The organism is Chitinophagaceae bacterium, assembly GCA_016699815.1.
Lineage (GTDB): Bacteria > Bacteroidota > Bacteroidia > Chitinophagales > Chitinophagaceae > Ferruginibacter.
Map to the genome: position 1 here is coordinate 1385659 of CP065012.1, position 21790 is coordinate 1407448.

A 21790-nucleotide genomic window follows, 5' to 3' on the forward strand; every position below is an offset into this window, starting at 1 on the left:
TTGACTTTGCAATAAGGGTGAACATTGAAGGTCTATTTTTTTTCATAATACTGGATTTTATACAAACAAAATTATTATATGGTAAAGGGTTTGTCAATTGTATTTTTGCTCAATTTTTTTAAAAGTAAAAACCGGTTATGCATCGTTATTTTACCATTGGGTGTTGCTTGCTTTTCCTATGTGGGTTTTGCTTTTTATAATACTTTATAGGGTAAACATCGGGTTGCTGGCGAAGTTTTCCCATAAAATGCTTGAATACAAAAACCAATGGGTTAATGGTTTTTATGCTGGTTCCGATGGGCATAAATTAGGGTTTACACCAATAACGGGGTTATATTCAAAATATTGTGCAAGAATAAAAAAGTGAGTGAGCCCGGGTCTACGAATTATCAATAATCTATAACCTGATCTTCCATAATAGGCATTTCCCGCCATTCATATTGCTGGTTCCTAAGCTGTGGCTCAAAGCCGGCTTGCTTTATAGCTTCCTGTATAGTTGTGCTTGTAAAACGGTGTGGCGCACCGGCAGCGCTTACTACATTTTCTTCTATCATAATACTACCAAAATCGTTGGCCCCTGCATTTAAACACATTTGTGCCACCTGCTTACCCACCGTTAACCAGCTTGCCTGTATGTTTTTTATATTGGGCAGCATCATGCGGCATAAAGCCAACATGCGGATGTATTCTTCTGTTGTAGTAAGATTATGAACGCCCCTTATTTTTGCGAGCAAGGTATCCACATCCTGAAACGTCCACGGAATAAAGGCAAGAAAACCTTTTGCGTCCTCGGGCTTTCGGCTTTGCACTTCCCTTATTTTTGCTAAATGCTCAAAGCGTTCTTCAATAGTTTCTACATGGCCAAACATCATGGTGGCTGATGTAGTAATGTTTAACAGGTGTGCCTGATGCATAATATCCAGCCATTCCTGTGCACCACATTTTCCTTTGCTTATAAGCCTGCGTACACGATCGGTTAAAATTTCTGCACCGGCGCCGGGCAAAGAGTCCAGGCCTGCATTTTTTAATGCGGTTAAAATTTCTTTATGTGTTACTGAATTTTCGCCGGGCTGGTTTTTTTCTAATTTGGTAATGTGGGCAACTTCCGGCGGGCCTAATGCATGCAATTTTATGGCGGGATAATTTTTCTTTAGCTCTTTAAAGAGATTTACATAAAATGATAGGCCAAGCCCTGGGTGGTGGCCGCCCTGCAACAATAATTGGTCGCCCCCAAATTTTATCGTTTCTTCAATTTTTCTTTTATAAGTATCAATGTCGGTTATATAAGCTTCGCTATGCCCGGGTATCCTGTAAAAATTACAAAATTTACAGTTGGCTATACATACATTGGTGGTATTTACATTGCGGTCTATCTGCCAGGTTACTTTACCATGGGGTACTTGTATTTTACGCAGTTCATCGGCTACATACATCAACTCGGCCAATGCAGCGTTTTTAAATAAAAAAACACCTTCTTCAATAGTCAGCCATTCAAATCCCAGGGCTTTCCTATAGAGTTCATTTAATTTCATTTGATGTTTTGATTGATGGTAACCCATTATTACCGTTCTTCATTTTATCAGCAAAATTAATAGCATTCTTTGTTATTTTTAAGAGAAGATTTATGAAATTAATTATACATCTGTTATTGATTATTTTACCTGCCGTATTATTTGGCCAGGAAATAGTATCGGTTCCCGATGCAAAATATATTACTAAATTTCCTTTCAGGCTCTATACAGGAGGTGTAATAGTGGTAAAAGCACATTTTCCGCTTGCTGCAGACAGCCTGAACTTTATTGTAGATACAGGTGGCGGCGGCGTTTCTTTGGATTCATCTACCTGTAAAGAATTTGGTATTGCTACACAGCAAACCGATACTGTTGTAACCGGTATTGGCGGAAGAAAAAAGGTTGATTATGTTTTTAACCAAAGCCTTTGTTTTCCGGGTTTAAAAATCTCCAACCTTAATTTTCATGTAGTAGATTATGATATTTTAACCAGTACTTATGGTGAAAAAATTGACGGCATTTTGGGCTATAGTTTTTTTAACAGGTATTTGGTAAAAATTAATTTCGACAGCCTGCATATCGAAGTGTTTACCCCGGGAAAATTGGATTACCCCAATGGCGGCACTACCCTTCATCCTATCATCACTTCTTTGCCCATTCAAAGGGCCACGGTAAAGGATAGCCGGAAACTCACCCATTATTTTTACCTCGATACCGGCGCAGGCCTTAGCTTTTTAATGAATGAAAAATTTGCAAAAGACAGCGCCATACTTCGTACAAAAAGAAAACCTCTTATTGCGCAAGCCGAAGGCATTGCCGGGAAATTGCAAATGCGGCTTACAGTTGTGAGAGAAGTAAAACTGGGCTCTTACCGCTTTTACCGGGTGCCCACTTATCTCTACGATGATATTTACAATGTTACCCAATACCCATTTTGCGGTGGCTTAATTGGCAACGACCTGTTGCGAAGGTTTAACCTTATTTTTAATTATAAGCAAAGAGAAGTGCACTTATTGCCCAATAGTCATTTTAATGATTCTTTTGATTATTCCTACACCGGGCTTAGTATGTATTATATTGACGGCAACATAATAGTGCTGGATGTAATAAAAGGATCTCCGGCAGATAAAGCGGGTTTTAAAGTTGATGATATAGTGATAGGTGTTGATACAAACCTTACGGGTAATTTACAGGCTTATAAAACCGCCATGCAAAATGTAGGTGCAAAAATAAAAGTACTTATAAAAAGAAATGACAAACTTGGGGAATTGGTTTTAAACCCCATTCGCATTTATTAAAAAATGCCGCTTGTACAGGCAACCTTTACAAAATATATTGAATATACTAAAACGCATATTTACCTTCGGCAATTAATTTATCCGCAATTCTTCGCCTGGCATCTTTGCTGTTAAAAGGCGCTGTTTTGGTAAACCGCTTTAAACCCAGCAACATCATACGTTGTTCATCGCCATCGGCAAAAGCATTTATGGCTTCTTTTCCAAACTTATTTACATTATCGGCAGCGTCGTTTATATAGCATTTCACCATATCGTTATATACTGAAGAAACGGCGGTTTCATTTATGCTGCACATTTTCAGCAATCGAAGCAAAGCGCTTTCTGCATTAAAAGTCTGGATGGCCATATCGGAAATATTCATTAAAATTTCCTGCTCGTTTTGGAGGTTCATCATCAGTTTTTGAACGGCAGCACCGGCAGTCATTAATATTGCTTTTTTCATACTGGCAATTACTTTTTTCTCCGCAGCATACAAGCCCTCTTCTGCTGCACCAAAATCTGGAATGCTCATCAATTCTTTCGATACTGCCATTGCAGGGCCCATTAAATCCAGTTGGCCTTTCATGGCCCTTTTGAGCATCATATCTACGGTAAGCAAGCGGTTAATTTCGTTTGTGCCCTCATAAATGCGGTTAATACGGCTGTCTCGATAAGCACGACTAATTAAATACTCATCACTAAAACCATTACCACCATGTATTTGCACGCCTTCATCTACCACATAATCCAGCGCTTCACTTCCATCTACTTTTAGCATGGCACATTCAATAGCATATTCTTCTGCTGCGCCAAGTAATGCCTGGTTAAAAGGTTTGCCGCTTTCCAAAAGTTCGGTTTCTTTATCATCAATCCATTTGCTTGTGCGGTACAAGGCGCTTTCACTCACCCAAATGCGAATGGCCATTTGGGCCAGCTTGTGCTTTATGGCGCCAAAATTGGCAATGGCTGTTTTAAACTGCTCCCTCGTTATGGCGTATTCCACCGAAGTGGTAAGCGAAGCTTTTGCACCACCTAATGCCGCGGAGCATAATTTTAACCTGCCAATATTTAAAATATTAAATGCAATGATATGGCCCCGGCCAATTTCGCCCAAAAGATTTTCAACCGGCACTTTACAATCCTGAAAATACAATTGAACGGTAGAAGATCCTTTGATGCCCATTTTATGTTCTTCCGGCCCACGGGTAAAGCCTTCAAAATTTCTTTCTACAATAAAACAGGAAAATTTATTAGCATCCACCTTTGCAAAAACGGTATAAATATCTGCAAAACCACCATTGGTTATCCAGCATTTTTGCCCATTTAATAAATAATATTTCCCGTCCTTGCTCAAGGTTGCGGTGGTTTTTGCACCGAGTGCATCGCTGCCGCTGTTGGGCTCGGTTAATCCGTAAGCACCTTTCCATTCACCGGTAGCCAGCTTGGGAATATATTTTTGCTTTTGCTCTTCTGTTCCAAAATATAAAATGGGCAGTGTACCAATACCCGTATGTGCTGCAACAGCTACGCTAAAAGAAAAACCTGCGCCAAGGCCTTCGTTTACCAATGTTGAAGTAATAAAATCTTTTCCCAGTCCGCCAAGGTCTTCTGGTATAGAGGCTCCCAGCAAACCTTGTTCGCCAGCTTTAACCATTAAAGAGGGCATAAGGCCTTCTTCCATTTTATCTATACGGTCAACTATTGGCAACACTTCGTTGTTTAAAAATTGATGGCACATATCTTTTACCATCAGTTGTTCTTCATTAAAATCTTCCGGCGTAAAAGTTTCAGCGGCTTTGCTTTCTTTAATCAGCCATTCACCTCCTTTAAGAGTTGCAGTGGCAATGGTTGGAATACTCATGTTTTTTATTTTTAAATATTTTTTTAATTGCTGGTTAATTTGTAAAACTTGCTTTTCATTGAGCAATACTCAACTTTCAACTTTCTACTATTTCAGGTTTTCATAAACCATCTGCAATACTTCTTTAGCAATTTCCACCTGGCCATTGGTTACCCCTTTCAAAGCTTCGTTTAGCGTTTGGTTGGCAATATCCATAGATTTTTCCTGCAGGGTTTGGGCATCGGCAGTAAGAAAAATAAGGTTGATCCTCCTGTCGTCTTTGCTGGCTACTCTTTTTACCAGGTTTATTTTTTCCAGGTTATCCACCAGCCTGGTCATACTTGGCTTATCTTTAAAAGTAGCTTCACAAAGTTGCTGCTGGCTCATTCCATCTGCTTTCCATAAATGATACAACACGCTCCACTGCTCTATCGTAATCTCAACACCAGACTGCTTAAAATTTTTTTGCAGCCTCCTGCTAATTGCCGTACTGGCTTTACCGGTAATAAAACTATAGAGCTCGCCTTTTTTAAATTGGTTGTTTGGCATATAGTTGTTTATGCAACTTTGTAAAGATAATATTTATTTTATTTTTTAAAAAATAATTTTGTGTTATTTTGATGCAGGCATTTGAATATAATGCAACAGTTGTTGTGTCACTCACTTGTACTTAAATGCATCTTACAGCAAAAAATGTTCATCCTATTCATTTTCAGTGTATTACTATTTTTCCTTTATTGCGGGTTGATGCTTTTTTATGCCAATGTTTTTAAAAAAACAAGCTGCTACAAACCAGTTAACAGCAGCATTGCACTATCAAGTTTCCCTAAAATTTCCATCATCATCCCCGCCCGAAACGAAGAAAAAAATATTGGGCCACTGTTACTTTCTATTCAGCAGCAAACAATCGCAACAGAAAAATTTGAAGTAATAATAGTGGACGATTTTTCAACTGACCGCACAGCAGCCATTGTACAGCAATTTGCTTTTGCAAAACTCATACAACTTAAAAATGTTGTAGGCACGCAACACATCAACTCCTATAAAAAGAAAGCTATTGAAACGGGTATTGCCCATTGCAACGGCGAACTTATTGTAACCACCGATGCCGATTGCAGCGTTCCAGAAAAATGGCTGGAGACCATTGCCGCATTTTACCTGCAGCACAAACCGGAGTTTATAGTAATGCCGGTAGCTATAAACCACAATAACAGGTTTATAGAAATTTTTCAGGCACTCGATTTTATGGGTATGCAGGGCATTACCGCTACTATGGTACACCATATGTGTAACGGCGCCAACCTGGCGTATACTCAAAAAGCCTTTTATGCAGTAAATGGTTTTAATGGCATAAATGCTATTGCCAGCGGCGATGATATGCTGCTGATGCATAAAATAGCCAAACAATTTCCTGGAGAAATTAAGTATTTAAAATCCAAAGAGGTGATGGTGCAAACAGCGCCGGTAAAAAGTTTAAAAGAATTTTTTCAGCAGCGCATCCGCTGGGCTAGCAAGGCAGATCAATACAACGAAAAAGGGATATTTTTGGCTTTGTTGCTGGTTTATTTGTTTAATGTGCTGCTATTGGTTTATCCAATTGTAACGCTACTCACTGGCCATGCAAAATATTTAACAGCATGGGTTTTTATGATCGTTACAAAAACAATTGCAGAACTTATTTTCCTTTTTCCCGTTGCCCTGTTTTTCAACAAGCAAAAATTACTATGGCTATTTCCCTTGCTGCAGCCCTTGCATATTATTTATATAGCAATTGCCGGCTGGCTTGGAAAATTTGGCAGCTATAAATGGAAGGGCAGAATGGTAAAGTAAAAATTGAGCAATTAAATTTAATCCATTTCCTGTACAAAAGTTGCTGTATATAATGTATCTAAAGTATTTAGAACGGTTACCACCCGGCCCGGGGAAAGTGAAGCACAGGTATCAATAGCTGTAGGTCCAATAAATGTTTCAACCCTTGTATATTCCGGCCCGTAGCCGCCATTTACGTTGTTTTTACTTTTGTAAAAAACCTTCCATTTGCAAAAGCTATTGCATTGTATTTTTGTACTTTGTACAGCAAATGGTGTATAAATGCTGTCAATCATTGATTGGGTTACATTTTTCCTGAACTCGGTATCTAAGCCGCTTTCTAATTTCCAGCAAAACCTGGGTTCGTCAATATTTACAAAAAAATATTGTGCACCGTAGGTTTCATACATCTGCGCCCTGGTTTTATTGCAAATGGGGTTGCCGGTAATATGCCCGTTTTCTACCAGGTACCAGCAGCTATGGGTTTGGTTCGATAATGATTTTGAGCAGGAAGAAAGTATCAATACTAATATGATGGAAAGAAACAGAAATGGCAATTTATTAAACATAGTAAAGCATTTATAAGTTTTCAAATTTTACGAGGCCCAATTTGATTTGCAAAAATAAAGTAAATAAATTTCATTAATTTAGAATTTATGCTTCAAAAACCTGGCGCTTACAGCGGGCAAATATGGCAACGGTTCAAAAAAAACAAGCTGGCCCTTGCCGCTCTTATAGTAATTGCTGTTGCAACTTTTTGTGCCATTTTTGCTTACTGGATAGTACCCGATAATAGCCCCAATGCCGATTTTCAAACGGTTGAAATACAAGCAAAGAAACCAGGCTACCGGCAAACTTTTTTACAAATCCCCAATGGAAACAGCGCAGTTGACAACCCCTTTCATATATTGCTCTTTGGCAAAAAACAATCCTACCAGTTAATTCCTATAAATAGCTACCAAATTGCTGGCGATTCTTTAGTTGTTCAAAAATATGTAGATGAAGACACTACTATAATGCAATCATATTTTATACCATCTATTCTTAAAAAAAATAAAAATATCAGTAGCAATATTATTGCTAAAAAATACCGGCTGGGTACCGATACTTACGGCAGGGATATTTTGAGCAGGATAATTTTAGGAACAAGGGTAAGCCTTGGCGTGGGATTTATTGCGGTAATTATTTCATTGGGCATTGGTATTTTGTTTGGTGCTGTAGCAGGTTATTTTGGTGGGCATACTGATAAACTGCTGATGTGGTTTTTAAATGTAACCTGGAGCATTCCCACATTACTATTAGTGTTTGCCATTACCATTGCAATGGGAAAAGGTTTTTGGCAAATTTTTACCGCCGTGGGTTTAACCATGTGGGTAAATGTGGCCCGGCTGGTGCGTGGGCAAGTAATGGTGCTAAAAGAAATGGAGTATGTACAGGCCGCAAAAGTGCTGGGTTTTTCACATGCACGAATAATTGTAAAGCACATTTTGCCCAATATTATGGGCCCGCTAATGGTAATGGCTGCAGCCAATTTTGCAACAGCCATTATTATAGAAGCAGGCCTGAGTTTTTTAGGATTAGGCATTCAGCCACCGCACCCAAGCTGGGGATTAATGATAAAAGAAAATTACAATTTTGTAATTACCAATAACCCAATGCTTGCGCTGGCGCCAGGTATTGCCATAATGCTGATGGTACTGGCATTTAATCTTTTGGGAAATGCATTAAGTGATGCAATGGATGTAAAATCATTATAACCCTGTTTTTAATCCACCGGCGCTACTGGTACATTGCGTATAAAACCTTCTTCAAGAGAAATCAAGGTTTCGGTTCTTTCTATACCTTTTATTTTTTGCAGCTCATCATGCAATACATGCCGCAATTGGTTTATATCTTTACACACCACTTCAATAAACATACTGTAATTGCCTGTAGTATAATTTAGGCGTACAATTTGCGGAATTTTTTTCAACTCTTCGGCAACCGCATCGTACATCGAACTTTTTTCAAGATACACACCAATGAAAGCCGTAATATCGTATCCCAACTGCCGAAGGTCCACATTCAATCTTTTTCCTTTCACAATTTTAAATTCTTCCAGCTTTTTAATACGTACATGAATTGTTCCACCGCTTACAAATAATTTTTTACCCAATTCTGCATAAGAAATTTCCGCATCATGCATCATGGCTTCCAGTATTTGCAGGTCAAGTTTGTCAAGATTGAATTTTGTGCCCATAAAAAATTTGATTTTTGAATACTTTATCAAAAATATCAATTTTTTTGAACATTTTCTATATTTATAAAAATAACATTAAAATACGTTTAAGTTATTGCACAATTCTTTACATTTGTGCCATCAAAGTAATTGATTGTTCTTTAACATTGTGGGGTGATGAAATTATTTGGCAGACATGCCCCCTTGTCTCGGGGGTGAGGATAACAGGATAAACATTGAGTAATGCCGTTGTATCTGCAGGTATAACGACTGGGGTCGACCACCAGTTCGAAAAAGTTTAGCGACTTTTTCTTTTTTTGCTCAAAGGCTAACTGCCTCGTGGAGGTTCGAACCCTCCCCCTACAGCTTCTGGTTTTTTCAATAGCCTTTACTTCATAATGTGGTAAAGGCTTTTTCATTTTGGGTAATGCAACTGCAAAACAGGCGCCGCCGTTATTGCATTTATTTAAGTATGCTATCTTTGAATTTAAGATGGCACAAAAAAAATTATTCAGGTTTGGGCAAATAAAAACTTTTAAAAATGTTTTGGAATACCCGGAAAATATTAAGGGCAACTGGCACAATTTTTTTGGAAATAAAAACCCTATAGAATTAGAACTTGCCTGCGGCAGAGGAGAATATACAATAGGGCTCGCCGCTATACACCTCAATAAAAATTTTATAGGTGTAGATATAAAGGGCAACCGAATGTACATTGGCGCCAAAAAAGCATTGCAGCATAATTTGCAAAATGCTGCATTTCTCCGCACCCAAATTGAAATGCTCGATAATTATTTTTCACCAGGGGAAGTAGATAATATCTGGATTACTTTTCCCGATCCACAACTCCGTACATCAAAAGCAAAAAAAAGACTTACACACCCACGCTTTTTAAGGCTTTACCAAAAAATATTAAAACCAGGCGGAAGCATACATTTAAAAACCGACTCGCCTCAACTTTATACCTTTACTTTACTGGTAATTGAAAAATATGGTTTACAACTACTTAAAAAATCCGGTAATGTTTATGCCGTTAAGCACCCACCGGAGTTGGCCATAAAAACATTTTACGAAAGCCTTGATATTGCCCAAAGCAAAAAAATACATTACCTGCAATTTTGCCTACCGAAAACTATATCCCACATAGATAATGAACTACAGGAGATATTAAAGCAAACAGAAAATAATGCAATTGTTACCTGAATTTATTTTTGATTATGAAAAAAAAAGTTCAAAACAAAATAAAAAAAGAACAGGCAAAAGAATATAGTTTTTTTGCCGATGTGTTTGATGTGGTAAGGCTTATACCCAGGGGAAGGGTAACCTCTTACGGCGCTATTGCTGCGTACCTGGGCACCAAACTTTCTGCCCGTATGGTGGGCTGGGCAATGAATGCCTCACACAGCACAAGGCCAAAACCGCCTGCCCAAAGGGTGGTAAACCGCAATGGGATGCTTACCGGAAAATTTCATTTTGAAACACCCACAAAAATGGAAGAGCTTTTAAAAAAAGATGGCATCACCGTAAAAAACGATAAGGTTGTAGATTTTAAAAATATTTTTTGGGATCCCGATGTGGAATTAGGTTACTAATTTTACTTAATACAATACCGCTAAAACACCCCCTTAAATTGGGTGAAAAAACGGTTGTTTTAGATAACCCGGCAATATAGCTTTGTGTGGTAATTCAATTATTAAACTCTTCAATTTTATTTTTATGAAGTCCCTTAATTTTCTTTCAATTTTATTAATTTTTACAATCATTCAGTGCAATCCAGTTGATGCCCAAAATCAAATAAGAACTTTAGTTGGCCGTTTAGAAAATGACAGTACAGTACTTACTGTTGATATACCAAAAATGCTATCAACATATAACTCAACATTATTAAAAATGTCGAACATTGATGCGAAGTTTTCTGACATAAGTATTAAAACAACAAATGACAAGCAATATTTTTTAGTTTTCAAAGGGAGTAGTTATGTTTCGTCATTTTTAGTTATTGAAGAAAAATATCAACTTTTTGCATACTCTGGTATTTCTTGTACAACTTCTGATTGCGCTAGCGAACAATTTGGTTGCACACCAAAAGTTAGTGGTGTTGCCTGCTGGCCATGTAGCAATAAAGGGAAGTGTACAAAAACAGTCAGTAATAGATCATTAATAGATTAAGCATTTTTGAAACAAACAATTGTGATATTTAAAGTTCCAAAATTTTTATTGAGCCATCCTTTCTTTTGTATCCGCAATACCATTTTCCCAAATTCAATATTAGTAAAGCAACTTTTTTAGTTTCAATACCGTTAAAACACCCCCTTAAATTGGGTGAAAAAACAGTTGTTTTAGATAAACCGGCAATATAGCTTTATGTGGTAATTTAATTATTAAACCCTACCAAATTAATGATCATGAAAATTATATTTATTTCCCTTTTATGCTTAAGTATTTTTTCTGCTATTCATTGTAATGATGCAAAGGGGCAAATTGTAATTGGTACAATTGAAAAAAATGCAGATGGCAGTTATAACCCTGCTTCTGCAAAATTTACAGTGGATATGAAACCCTACCTGGAAACCTGGAAAAACAAACTAAAAAAACTTGCCCGTATTGATGCTTATTTTAAAAGCGTGGAATTGGGTATTTACGAAGGTTCTACTTTTTTAAGGGCAAAAAGTGAGGGCTATGTTTCTTCAACCAATATTAATATAGAAGGCAACAATATTGTAATTTTAAAAGCTACTACTGGTGCATCTTGCACCAGCAAGTGCTGCTCCAGTTCTACTACCGAATGTATATTATTAATGGGTGGTACTTGTACTAAATGCTCTTGTAAAGATTGTGTGAGAACACAAAGTGCCTCTTCATTTTTGCTGGAAGAAGAATAATTGTTTGTTATGCGGATGTTTACTTTTATAGTATTGCAGCAGGTTGTACACTATCTGTAATTCCAGGTACTATATAATCTTCAGCTTCTATTGGGATAGTTTTGATAACCCTTTACTTCATCTTAATTTATCTTGAAAAACTAAATAATTTAGTTTCAATACCGTTAAAACACCCCCCTTAAATTGGGTGAAAAAACGGTTGTTTTAGATAACCCGGCATAATAGCTTTGTGAAAAGAAATAAAAAACAACAACTTATACCTATAAAACGAGATATGGCGACAAAGCAATTTGTCGCCTTTCTAATTTTAATAAAATGGTTCTATTAATAAATAAACCAACACACCGCTTACGGCTACATAAAACCAAACCGGCCAGGTAACTCTTGCCAGCTTTTTATGTTTTTCATATTCGCAGGTGAGGGCACGGTAAGCGGTAAATAAAATTAAAGGAAGTATAATACCCGCCAAAGGGATGTGCGTTAACAACAGGCCGTAATAAACCACCATTATAAAACCTGCACTTTGTTTTTCTGCTTCACCTATCACATTATCATGGTTAAGGTCGCCAAATTTTGTAGGATTCGTAAGTAAATGATGGGCAATATAACTCAGTAAAAACAATACCGAAAGCAATATAGCCGCAAGCATTAATTTTTTATGCAGTAAATAATTTTTACTCCTTACAGCCCATAAAGCGGCAATTAATAATACCGATACTGTTGCATTAATAATTGCATTTATAGTGGCAAAAATCCTGGGGTCAAAGGGCAGATTTAGTTTTACTGTAGTTTTACTTAAAAACAAAATGGCCACAAAAACCACAATAGATACAATGGCAATAAACCATTTTGCCTTTTTATCGTTTTTTTGTAAAACAGGTTGCAGCATTTTAGTTATTGGGTTTACGTTTGCTTATAATAATAGTAATAACAATACCTATTACCACTCCAAAAATTATTATGGGAAGTATAGGGATAAAATTGCGGAAAAATGATGGGCTGTTTTTCCCTTTTTCCAGCATCAAAATTGGAATATCCCTGGCCAGTTGTGCAAGCTTTACCGTATCAAATCCATTATACCATCCACGGATAACCCTGCTGCTATCCAGCAAAAAAAAATTTTCGGTATGGATAAACGCTGTGTCCACATTGGTATCGGCAATACTTGCTTTCATTTCGGTAAAAGCAAAATCATAAATATCTTTTTTATTGCCGGTTACAAACCACCAGTTGTCCTGGTTGGCATTAAACTTATTGGCAAAATTCCTTAGTTGCGGCACGCTGTCGCTTTCGGGATCTACAGAAACCGAAATGAATTGAACAATGGAATCGTTTTTGGCAAAGGAATGTTGCAGCCGCTTCATGTTTAAGGTAAGCGCTGGGCAAATAGTTGGGCAGCGGGTAAAGAAAAAATTGAGTACAATAATTTTTCCTTTGGCTTCACTGAGTGATACATGCTGGTCGTTTTGATTGGTAAACGAAATATCCTTTACCTGGTGCCAAATAGTATCAGTAGTGCGTTTCCCAGCTTTATCAACTACGGCCACACTATCAAAAAAATAGCGACGGGGCATGTTCACGGCATTCTTACTAAAATCTTTTACTAGTAAAAAGCCAATAAATGGAATGAGTAAAGCAATAATTAATGCCAGGAGTGCTGTTTTATTCATATCTGGCGCAAAGTTCGCATTAAATGATTAATGCACCATACTAAATTGGCTTCTTTTCTACATAAAAAAAAGCCATTATGCAATGCAATGGCTTATCTAAAATGAATTTAATATAACTATGGTTTTTCGTGTTGCTGTATAGCGGGTGTTGCCTGCTGCAGCTGCTCAGTTTTATATTCCCTGCTACCTGCATTGGTATTTTTCATGTTCTTCCAGCTTTCGCCTTCCCATAAAAAGGAAATAATAAACCATACGAATAACATTACAGGAATAATAATTGTGGTGATAAAATTTTTTACTTCATCTCCCAGGTGCATAAATACCGAAACAATGTAGTAAGCTTTTAAAAGCGTCAAAATACATATAACCCCTTTTACAAATAATATGAGATGATAATTTACAACCGGGTCACCATACCAGTGGCGGGCAAGGCCAAAGCCAAGTAAGAGTTCGATAAGTGTTATTACAGAGAGTATACCCATAACCACCCAAATGCGGCGTGTACTACCATGGTGCTCTGGCTGCAGGGTTACTTCTGAAAAGGATTGATGTTGTGTTGACATATCTTTTTAAAAATATTAATTTTTAATTAAATCAGGTAAAAACAAAGGAATACAAATACCCAAACCAAATCTACAAAGTGCCAGTATAGGCCGGCCTTTTCTATCATTTCGTAATGGCCACGCTGGTCAAAATGGCCAAGCCTTGTTTTAATAAGCATTATAATATTTACTACCACACCACTAAAAACGTGGAATCCATGAAAGCCTGTTATTCCAAAAAAATAACCCCCAAATGCTACTGGTCCCAGTGTATTTACATGCTCTCCGGCCTCAACAGCAAGTTTTGCAACTACGTCATGCGGTACAGCCGGGCCCCATGGGTTGTGAGAAACGGTGGTTCCAATTGTTTGAAGAGCGCCATCTACTAATACTTTGTGTTCGCCGGTTATTAAGTGTGTCCATTCCCAAGCCTGGCAACCTAAAAATGCCAGCCCACCCAATATGGTTAGAATCATATATTTTTCTACCCCTTTGCGGTTCATGTGCCGGCCTTCATGAACGGCCAATACCATGGTTACCGAGCTGGCAATTAAAATAAAGGTCATTAAACTTACAAAGGCAAGCGGAAGATCCTGGTGGCCAAAGCCCGGGAAGGCATTAAAAATATGGTTGGGGTCGGGCCAGTAGTTGGCGCTAAACCTTATGGTTCCATAGCTAATAAGAAAAGCGCCAAAGGTAAAGGTATCGCTAATGAGGAAATACCACATCATTACTTTACCATAACCAATATTGAAGGGGCTTCTACCGCCGCTCCACCATTTTGTTCCTGTCGGAATAGCTGATGTTGACATATTCTATTCTTTAATATAGTTGGAAAAACTTCTTTCTCCTTTTTATTTTATAATCGCCAATTTTTCTATTTTATCATTAATAGAAAAATCAATAAATAAATCCAAAGTATATCTACAAAATGCCAGTATGTGCTTACTAATTGCACCGGCACCCTGTTGTAATTTTTTACTTTGCTGCCCAAAGCTTTGATAAACGTTAGCAATAAGGCTACAACACCTCCAAAAACATGTACCGCATGAATACCAATAATCACATACAAAAACTGGTAAGAAATATTAGCGCTTAAAGTATGACCTTTTGCCCACATTTCTTTAAATCCTATTATTTGCAAAACAATAAAGAGCAAACCCATTACAAATGTTGCTGCCATAAGCAATCGGTAACGGTTCATTTGCCTGGAATTAAAAGCCTGTAATGCAAGCCAGATAGTAAAGCTGCTCAACACAATTACCACGGTACTTATCCAAAAAGCATTGGGTAATTCAAAACTCACCCAATCTGCCTGGTTGCGTTTTATGATAAATGCACTGGTAAACCCGGCAAACATCATCATTATACTTCCTATAGCCATCCACATATTAAACTTATGCGGATGAATTTTATTTCGTTGTTCCATTGCCACAATACTCATATCATAAATTCTTTTTCAAAAACTGTTTCATTGTTTCTACGTCCCGGCTTTATCTGCATATAAACTCAAAAATACAATCATCAAATAAAAATAAGAACTGAACATTACTTTTCTTGCGGCTGCGGCGTTCATTTTTACATAAAGCATTACACTCACAAACAACATCCACAAATTACAACCAATAATAATCCACATACTTGCCGCCCCGCTAATATTATAATAATAAGGCAAAATGCCTACAGGTATCATTAGTGTACTGTACATTACGGTTTGAAGGGCCGTAAACTTTGTAGGTCCTTTATCGCTGGGCAAAAGTTTAAAACCTGCTTTTGTATAATCCTGATGCGCTAGCCATGCAATTGCCCAAAAATGGGGAAACTGCCATATAAACTGCATAGCAAATAACACCCAGCCTCCTGCCCACGTATTATTTCCGCCATCTGAAAACCCCGCAACCCATCCAATTAAACAGGGCAATGCACCGGGAACCCCACCTACAAGAACTGCAATTGAGCTTACTGTTTTTAATGGCGTATAAATAAACCCGTACAAAAAAAGGCTAAACAGCCCCAGCAAAGCGCTTTGATAATTAAAAAAATACCAAAGCATACCCACACCCAGCGCTCCTGTAATCCCGGCAAAAACATAAGCCTCGGTTTGCGACATTCTGCCAGCAGCTACAGGTCTTTTAGCCGTACGCCTCATTACTGCATCTGTCTTTTTTTCCATGGCCTGGTTTATTGCATTGGCGCCACCTGTAACCAGCATGCCTGCAACAAAAAATAAAAGAACTTGTATAAAATCAAAACGAACAACATTGGGCGACAGCAGGTAACAAAATACTGAGCTGAACACCACCAGGAAACTCAATGTGAACTTGATTAACAAAAAATAATCTTTCACTTTACTGAATTTCTCCTGGGGTTCGTCTGTTTTACTTTCTTTCAACATTCCACTCAATTAATGCCTATTGAATGAATAAGCATTGTACAACTTTTTATTATTTTTTAGCAATTCCGTCTACCCGGCATTTACAAAAAATATTAGTGATGGCTTTCATTAGGGCCAATAGGCTCAGTTTGCGGGATATACTCCCTGCCATCTTTTGAATAATCATAAGGCCAGCGATGAACTTCCGGAATTTCACCGGGCCAGTTTCCATGGCCGGGATTAATTGGGGTTGTCCATTCCAGTGTTGTGGCATGCCATGGGTTGGTAGTTTTTTCCCTGCGGCCCCTGTACATACTGTAAAAGAAATTTAACACAAAAAGTAATTGCGCTAAAAACACAATAATAGCCACTACACTTATAAACTCATTTAAGCCGTTAAACATTTTAAAAGATTCCCAGCTGGAGTAATCATAATAACGCCTTGGCATACCGGCAAACCCTTCGTAATGCATGGGCCAGAAAATGAGATAGGCGCCAATTAATGTAACCCAAAAATGGATAAACGCCATTGGATGATTCATGTGGCGGCCAAAAAATTTGGGGAACCAGTGATATACCCCTGCAAACATTCCAAAAAATGCAGATACTCCCATTACAATGTGAAAGTGTGCAATATTAAAGTAAGTATCATGCAAATGAATATCTAACGAGGCATTACCGAGAAATATACCCGTTAAACCGCCGCTTATAAACATACTAACAAAGCCTATTGCAAACAACATGGCAGGAGTAAAGCGTATATTTCCCCGCCACAAAGTGGTAAGCCAGTTAAACACTTTAATGGCAGAAGGTACAGCAATTAATAGAGTAAGCAATACAAATATACCGCCCAGGAACGGATTAAGGCCTGTTACAAACATATGGTGCGCCCATACCAAAAGAGATAAGATACAAATTACAAACAATGAGCCCACCATGGCCAGGTATCCAAAAATCGGCTTTCGGCTGTTTACCGATAATACTTCCGAAACGATACCCATGGAAGGTAAGATAATAATATACACTTCGGGGTGGCCAAGGAACCAGAAAAGATGCTGGTATAAAATAGCGCTTCCACCTTCATTAGGAAGTATTTTACCAGCAACTACTATATCGCTCAGGAAAAAGCTGGTTCCCAGGTTGCGATCAAATAATAACAATATTGCTGCGCTTAATAAAACGGGGAAACTTAAAATTCCCAAAATTGCGGTAAATAATAAAGCCCAAATAGTAAGCGGCAGCCTTGTCATAGACATACCTTTGGTACGCAAATTTAAAATAGTGGTTACATAATTTAACCCTGCCATTAATTGAGAAATGATAAAAAGGGCCATACTAATCAACCACAAATCCATCCCAATTTTACTGCCGTCCATAGCATCACCCAGTGCACTAAGCGGTGGATAAACCGTCCACCCGCCACTTGCCGGGCCGGTTTGTACAAATAGTGAAGAAACCATTACCACAGATGCCAGGAAAAATATCCAGTAGCTTAGCATGTTAAGAAATGGAGAAGCCATATCCCTTGCGCCAATTTGAAGGGGTATTAATAAGTTAGCAAAGGTTCCACTTAGCCCTGCGGTTAATACAAAAAATATAAGAATAGTACCATGCATGGTAACCAGTGCATAATAAAATTCGGGGTCAAGCCTTCCTCCGGGTGCCCATTTTCCTAAAAAACTTTCTAGTATGGGAAATGTTTGTTCGGGGAAGCCGAGTTGTAATCGAAAAATAACGGAAAAAAGCCCGCCAATAAATGCCCATACAATACCGGTTACCAAATATTGTTTAGCAATCATTTTATGATCCTGGCTAAAGATATATTTTGTAAGGAAGGTTTCATGGTGGTGCTGCCCGGAATGGGCCTCATGGCCATGCTGTATATGAATATCGGTTGATGTTGCTATGCTGCTCATATCTTTATTATTTGCCTAATGAGGAAATAAATTTTTATTAATTAGCTTTTGCCAATGGGGTTTTAATGGTGTCGGCCTGGGCTGCCGTACTGTCTGCCGTAATATTTTTAAAAATCGTTTTGTATTCGGGCGACTGTAGCGAAAGCCAGGTTTTATATTTAATATCCGATTCCACAACAATTACACCACGCATAGAAAAGTGGCCTTTTCCGCACATTTGATCGCAACTGATTTCGTACACAAAATTGGGGTTGCCTGTTCTTTCTTTCATTTCGGCAGTAGTGTATTTTGGCGTAAACCATAAGGTAGTAGGAATTCCGGGAACCGCATCCATTTTCATCCTAAAATGAGCGAGCCCTACGTTATGAATTACATCCTGCGAATGGATTACTAGTTTTACCGGTACACCTACAGGAAGGTGCATTTCCGAAGAGCGGATATCATCGTGGCTTGCCGGGTCTTCAAAATCTACGGCAAGTGTATTACCCGATGGATTATTATACAGCTTAAAATTCTTTTTGCCAAACACATTATCCTTTCCCGGGTAACGTATATCCCAACCAAATTGATGCCCAGTAATTTCAACTACGATTGCATCTTTGGGCGGATCGCCAGTTATTTTAAACCAAAACCGTAAACCAAATACTACCAAAATGGTAAGCGTAATAGCCGGCACTGTCGTCCATATTAATTCAAGCGTACTATTGTGCGGATAATAAAAAGCGGTTCTTTTTTCTTTCTCCTGGTAGCGGTAAGAAAACCAAAAAAGAACGATTTGTGTTATAAAAAATACAATTCCGGTTATGATAATGGTAACCATCATCATTTTATCAATAGTTTCTCCTTCTACCGAAGCAGAACCTTGTGGAAAGAGCGTTTTGGGATAGTATAAATGATTGCAATACCAAACGCCAATGAGCCCAAGTATCAAAAAACCAAAGAGCAGAGAGGCGCTTAATTTATTCGTTTGCTTGCGTGAAGTTTCCTCACCTTTTAAAATACTTAAATATTCGCTTGCTTTCGAAACCTGGAAGATTACGATAAAAATAATTATGGAAATGGCTACTATAAAAAACTCCTTCATTGTATAAATTTTAATGCCTCTTTAATTTTTTTGCCGGGCTTTATATTTTCACTACTATTTTTTTTAATATTTTCTTTTGTACAAAGTTACAACAAATCAATGCTAATGCCCGCTACCACTATGTATGGTGAATCATACTTTCTTTTAAATAAGGATGGTTTGCCGCTAACAAAGAATTTTTACTTATATATCTTCCTACTCCCCACATTATTATACCTATAAATAATGCGGCAATACCAAATTCAAAAAAATTCATTTGTGCATGTTCATGTAATGCACCGGGCATCACCATTTGGTAAAAATCTATCCAATGCCCAAATACAATTAGTATAGACATGAACATCATTGACGTCCAGTTTCTCTTTGGCGATTTTTTCATCATTAATAATAAGGGAAGCAGGAAATTCAATATCAGGTTTAGGAAGAAAAGCCCCCTGTATGGTCCGCCTTTTTCTGCAGTGCCAATACGGTCAATAAAATAGCGGGTTTCTTCTGGTTGGTTACTATACCATATCAACATGTATTGAGAAAACCACAGGTAAGCCCAAAAGATGGAGAAGGCAAACATGAATTTTCCTAAATCGTGTAAATGTTCGTCATTTACATACTCCAGTTGCCCCTGGTTTTTGAGATAAATAACAAATATGGCAATTAAAGAAAGACCCGAAACAAATGTACTGGCAAATGTGTACCAGCTATACATGGTGCTATACCAGTGTGCATCAACACTCATTAACCACAGCCAGGGAATGGTAGAGGCTACAGTTAGAGTAAATACAATGGTAAATAAAGATGCCCAAACAGTATTTTTCCAAATCCATTTTTTTCCAGTTTCATAATCCATGTGACCTTCTTTATCGGTTTGCAGGCTCATGCTCCTCATTTTTTTACCAATTAGCGCCCAAAGGCCAATAGAGATTACTGAAAATATGAGGAAGAACCCCGGACTAAGGAAGCCTTTTTTTCCATAAAGGATTTTGTCATTATTTACAGCTTCTTTATCCAGCCAGTGATAAATATCTGTACGGTTTCCAAATATGAGTGCTATTAAAATTACCAAAGTTATTAATCCTAAAATAGGTACAAGGCTGGAAATGGCTTCTGGTATGCGACGTAGCGATACCTGCCAACCGCCATGGGCCATTGTAGTAATACAAATAAAAAACATTGAGGTATTTACCACCAGCAACCAATAAACACTGTTTTGCAATAATACGGCCCAAAACCTGGTGCTGTTAATATTTTCACCATGGCCTGCATGTTCAAAAGGGTGATACATTATAAATCCCCAAAGCAATGCCGCAAGGCCTACAACCAGTAGCCCTAGTGTCCATTTTTTATATGTTCCCGGTAACTCGAAATGATGGTTCATTTAAAAAAATGTTTTTGTTTTTATTGTTTAGTGGTGCTGTCAGTGCCTGCCGTTGTGGTTGCTGGCGCTGCTATTGTACCTTGTAAAGTGCGTATATATTTAATAATCTGCCATCTTTCCCTGGGTGTAAGTTGCGATGCGTAGCTGCCCATATTGTTCTTACCATATTCAACTGAATGATACATGGTGCCATCTGCCATGGCTTTATATACATCGCTGGTTAAATTAGCCACACCAGGTACTTTTTCTGCAATGGGCCCATCGCCTTTACCTTTTGCACCGTGGCAAATTGCACAATTGATATTATACAACCTTCCAGCCTCTGCCATTTCGTATTTTGAAACAGAATCTATAGGGTTCTTAACTGATGCGCTTTGAGCATATCCGGCACTGTCGTGTGGTAAAGTATAAATAAATAAATCACCTCTTTTTACCGTGCCCGTAACAGGAAGGCTGTTATAGTAAATTTTACTTCCTTTATTGTGTTTATCCGAAGTAAATTTATTGCTATCCAGCACTGCATAAGCATCGTAAGCCACACTATATGCCATATCGGGCATATAGGCTATGCCTGGTGAACGCCTTGGGCCGCAACTAATTAAAGTAGCGCCAAAGGCAATAATTATTGCGGCTGCTGTTACATTTTTTTTCATTCTTTTATAAAGTACTTTAAACGTAATATTTAATAAGAATAATAATTTTAGCTGTTGGCGGTATTGTATAATTTTTGCTCTTTGTTATAGGTACCAATCCACCAGCCGGTTTCTGCTACTTGCACATTAATATTTTCAGCTCCTGCACTTTTCAAAAAATTTTGTAGATCTGCATCATTTGTTTTCTCGGTACATTCAATTGCCATTACAAAGGTATCGTCTGTTGCAGCAAGACTAAAATGATGTTTCTTTACAAAAGGAGCAAGTGTACATAAATAACAAAATGTAAGCACCATTCCAATTGCGGAAAACAATACTGTTAATTCAAAAATAATGGGAATCCAAGCAGGCAAAGAAAAGTGGGGTTTACCTCCAAAATTCAAGGGCCAGTCCAAAACTAAAATCCAGGTAATAAATCCAAATGCTGTAAGTGTACCCAAAGTGGCATAAATAAAACCTGCAGTGTGTATACTTGTTTCTCTTATTCCCATTGCATGGTCCAGCCCATGAACGGGGAATGGAGTATATACATCGTGTATTTTATATCCAGCTTTACGAACATTTTTTACAGCGGGAAAAAGCACTTTTTCATCAGAAAAAGAACCCACAACAAATTTTTTAATTCCTCCTGCCATTTATTAA

General features: G+C 37.8%; 24 protein-coding genes. 7 read left to right on the top strand and 17 right to left on the bottom strand.

Features of this window, described 5'->3' with window-relative positions; translation table 11 throughout:
- Positions 1-145 precede the first annotated feature (145 nt).
- Together IPO46_06150 and IPO46_06155 are read right to left on the bottom strand one after the other, a co-directional pair.
- Complete coding sequence (locus IPO46_06150) at positions 146-304, bottom strand: hypothetical protein (GenBank protein ID QQS64157.1); 159 nt, start codon at positions 302-304, stop codon at positions 146-148.
- Positions 305-389: 85 nt separating this feature from the next.
- On the bottom strand, positions 390-1532 hold the full coding sequence (locus IPO46_06155) for a CofH family radical SAM protein (protein ID QQS64332.1): 1143 nt from the start codon (positions 1530-1532) through the stop codon (positions 390-392).
- 92 nt (positions 1533-1624) lie between these two features.
- On the opposite strand from IPO46_06155, the gene IPO46_06160 reads away from it, so the two are divergent.
- A complete protein-coding gene (locus tag IPO46_06160) occupies positions 1625-2809 on the top strand; it encodes an aspartyl protease family protein (protein ID QQS64158.1) in 1185 nt (394 codons plus the stop codon).
- A 46-nt stretch (positions 2810-2855) separates the two neighbouring features.
- Here the strand turns inward: IPO46_06160 and IPO46_06165 are convergent, their stop codons facing one another.
- Both IPO46_06165 and IPO46_06170 read right to left on the bottom strand, forming a co-directional pair.
- Positions 2856-4649: an acyl-CoA dehydrogenase family protein gene (locus IPO46_06165; GenBank protein QQS64159.1), complete on the bottom strand. Its 1794-nt coding sequence runs from the start codon at positions 4647-4649 to the stop codon at positions 2856-2858.
- Between the two features lie 87 nt (positions 4650-4736).
- Positions 4737-5177, bottom strand: a complete 441-nt coding sequence (locus tag IPO46_06170) for a winged helix-turn-helix transcriptional regulator (GenBank protein QQS64160.1) — start codon at positions 5175-5177, stop codon at positions 4737-4739.
- A 198-nt stretch (positions 5178-5375) separates the two neighbouring features.
- On the opposite strand from IPO46_06170, the gene IPO46_06175 reads away from it, so the two are divergent.
- Complete coding sequence (locus IPO46_06175) at positions 5376-6458, top strand: glycosyltransferase (protein ID QQS64161.1); 1083 nt, start codon at positions 5376-5378, stop codon at positions 6456-6458.
- 17 nt (positions 6459-6475) lie between these two features.
- Here IPO46_06175 and IPO46_06180 read toward each other — a convergent pair whose 3' ends face one another.
- Positions 6476-7006: a hypothetical protein gene (locus IPO46_06180; protein QQS64162.1), complete on the bottom strand. Its 531-nt coding sequence runs from the start codon at positions 7004-7006 to the stop codon at positions 6476-6478.
- Between the two features lie 87 nt (positions 7007-7093).
- Between IPO46_06180 and IPO46_06185 the strand changes: the two genes are divergently transcribed.
- Entirely contained in the window at positions 7094-8194 is a 1101-nt protein-coding gene (locus IPO46_06185) for an ABC transporter permease (protein ID QQS64163.1), read from the top strand.
- Between the two features lie 8 nt (positions 8195-8202).
- Here IPO46_06185 and IPO46_06190 read toward each other — a convergent pair whose 3' ends face one another.
- Positions 8203-8676, bottom strand: coding sequence for an Lrp/AsnC ligand binding domain-containing protein (locus IPO46_06190; GenBank protein ID QQS64164.1), 474 nt, complete (start codon positions 8674-8676; stop codon positions 8203-8205).
- A gap of 471 nt (positions 8677-9147) precedes the next feature.
- Between IPO46_06190 and trmB the strand changes: the two genes are divergently transcribed.
- From trmB to IPO46_06210, 4 genes are all read left to right on the top strand, one after another.
- On the top strand, positions 9148-9858 hold the full coding sequence (gene trmB / locus IPO46_06195; protein QQS64165.1) for a tRNA (guanosine(46)-N7)-methyltransferase TrmB: 711 nt from the start codon (positions 9148-9150) through the stop codon (positions 9856-9858).
- Positions 9859-9872: 14 nt separating this feature from the next.
- A complete protein-coding gene (locus IPO46_06200; GenBank protein QQS64166.1) occupies positions 9873-10247 on the top strand; it encodes an MGMT family protein in 375 nt (124 codons plus the stop codon).
- Positions 10248-10371: 124 nt separating this feature from the next.
- A complete protein-coding gene (locus IPO46_06205) occupies positions 10372-10824 on the top strand; it encodes a hypothetical protein (protein QQS64167.1) in 453 nt (150 codons plus the stop codon).
- A 236-nt stretch (positions 10825-11060) separates the two neighbouring features.
- Complete coding sequence (locus tag IPO46_06210; protein QQS64168.1) at positions 11061-11537, top strand: hypothetical protein; 477 nt, start codon at positions 11061-11063, stop codon at positions 11535-11537.
- Between the two features lie 307 nt (positions 11538-11844).
- On the opposite strand, the gene IPO46_06215 is transcribed toward IPO46_06210, so the two are convergent.
- The 11 genes from IPO46_06215 to IPO46_06265 form a co-directional block, all read right to left on the bottom strand.
- Positions 11845-12426, bottom strand: coding sequence for a DUF420 domain-containing protein (locus IPO46_06215; protein QQS64169.1), 582 nt, complete (start codon positions 12424-12426; stop codon positions 11845-11847).
- Position 12427: 1 nt separating this feature from the next.
- Complete coding sequence (locus IPO46_06220) at positions 12428-13207, bottom strand: SCO family protein (protein QQS64170.1); 780 nt, start codon at positions 13205-13207, stop codon at positions 12428-12430.
- Between the two features lie 116 nt (positions 13208-13323).
- Entirely contained in the window at positions 13324-13689 is a 366-nt protein-coding gene (locus tag IPO46_06225; GenBank protein QQS64333.1) for a cytochrome C oxidase subunit IV family protein, read from the bottom strand.
- Positions 13690-13796: 107 nt separating this feature from the next.
- Positions 13797-14561 carry a cytochrome c oxidase subunit 3 gene (locus tag IPO46_06230; GenBank protein QQS64171.1) on the bottom strand — a complete coding sequence of 255 codons (765 nt, stop codon included), beginning with the start codon at positions 14559-14561 and terminating at the stop codon, positions 13797-13799.
- A 65-nt stretch (positions 14562-14626) separates the two neighbouring features.
- On the bottom strand, positions 14627-15193 hold the full coding sequence (locus IPO46_06235) for a heme-copper oxidase subunit III (protein ID QQS64172.1): 567 nt from the start codon (positions 15191-15193) through the stop codon (positions 14627-14629).
- A 36-nt stretch (positions 15194-15229) separates the two neighbouring features.
- Positions 15230-16144, bottom strand: coding sequence for a protoheme IX farnesyltransferase (cyoE, locus tag IPO46_06240; protein ID QQS64173.1), 915 nt, complete (start codon positions 16142-16144; stop codon positions 15230-15232).
- A gap of 92 nt (positions 16145-16236) precedes the next feature.
- On the bottom strand, positions 16237-18039 hold the full coding sequence (locus IPO46_06245) for a cbb3-type cytochrome c oxidase subunit I (protein ID QQS64174.1): 1803 nt from the start codon (positions 18037-18039) through the stop codon (positions 16237-16239).
- A 37-nt stretch (positions 18040-18076) separates the two neighbouring features.
- The gene (locus IPO46_06250) at positions 18077-19123 is read right to left on the bottom strand and encodes a cytochrome c oxidase subunit II (GenBank protein QQS64175.1); all 1047 of its coding nucleotides are present in this window, start codon (positions 19121-19123) and stop codon (positions 18077-18079) included.
- Positions 19124-19241: 118 nt separating this feature from the next.
- On the bottom strand, positions 19242-20495 hold the full coding sequence (locus IPO46_06255; protein ID QQS64176.1) for a quinol:cytochrome C oxidoreductase: 1254 nt from the start codon (positions 20493-20495) through the stop codon (positions 19242-19244).
- 20 nt (positions 20496-20515) lie between these two features.
- A complete protein-coding gene (locus IPO46_06260; GenBank protein QQS64177.1) occupies positions 20516-21148 on the bottom strand; it encodes a cytochrome c in 633 nt (210 codons plus the stop codon).
- Between the two features lie 47 nt (positions 21149-21195).
- Positions 21196-21783, bottom strand: a complete 588-nt coding sequence (locus IPO46_06265; protein ID QQS64178.1) for a DUF3341 domain-containing protein — start codon at positions 21781-21783, stop codon at positions 21196-21198.
- Positions 21784-21790: the final 7 nt, after the last annotated feature.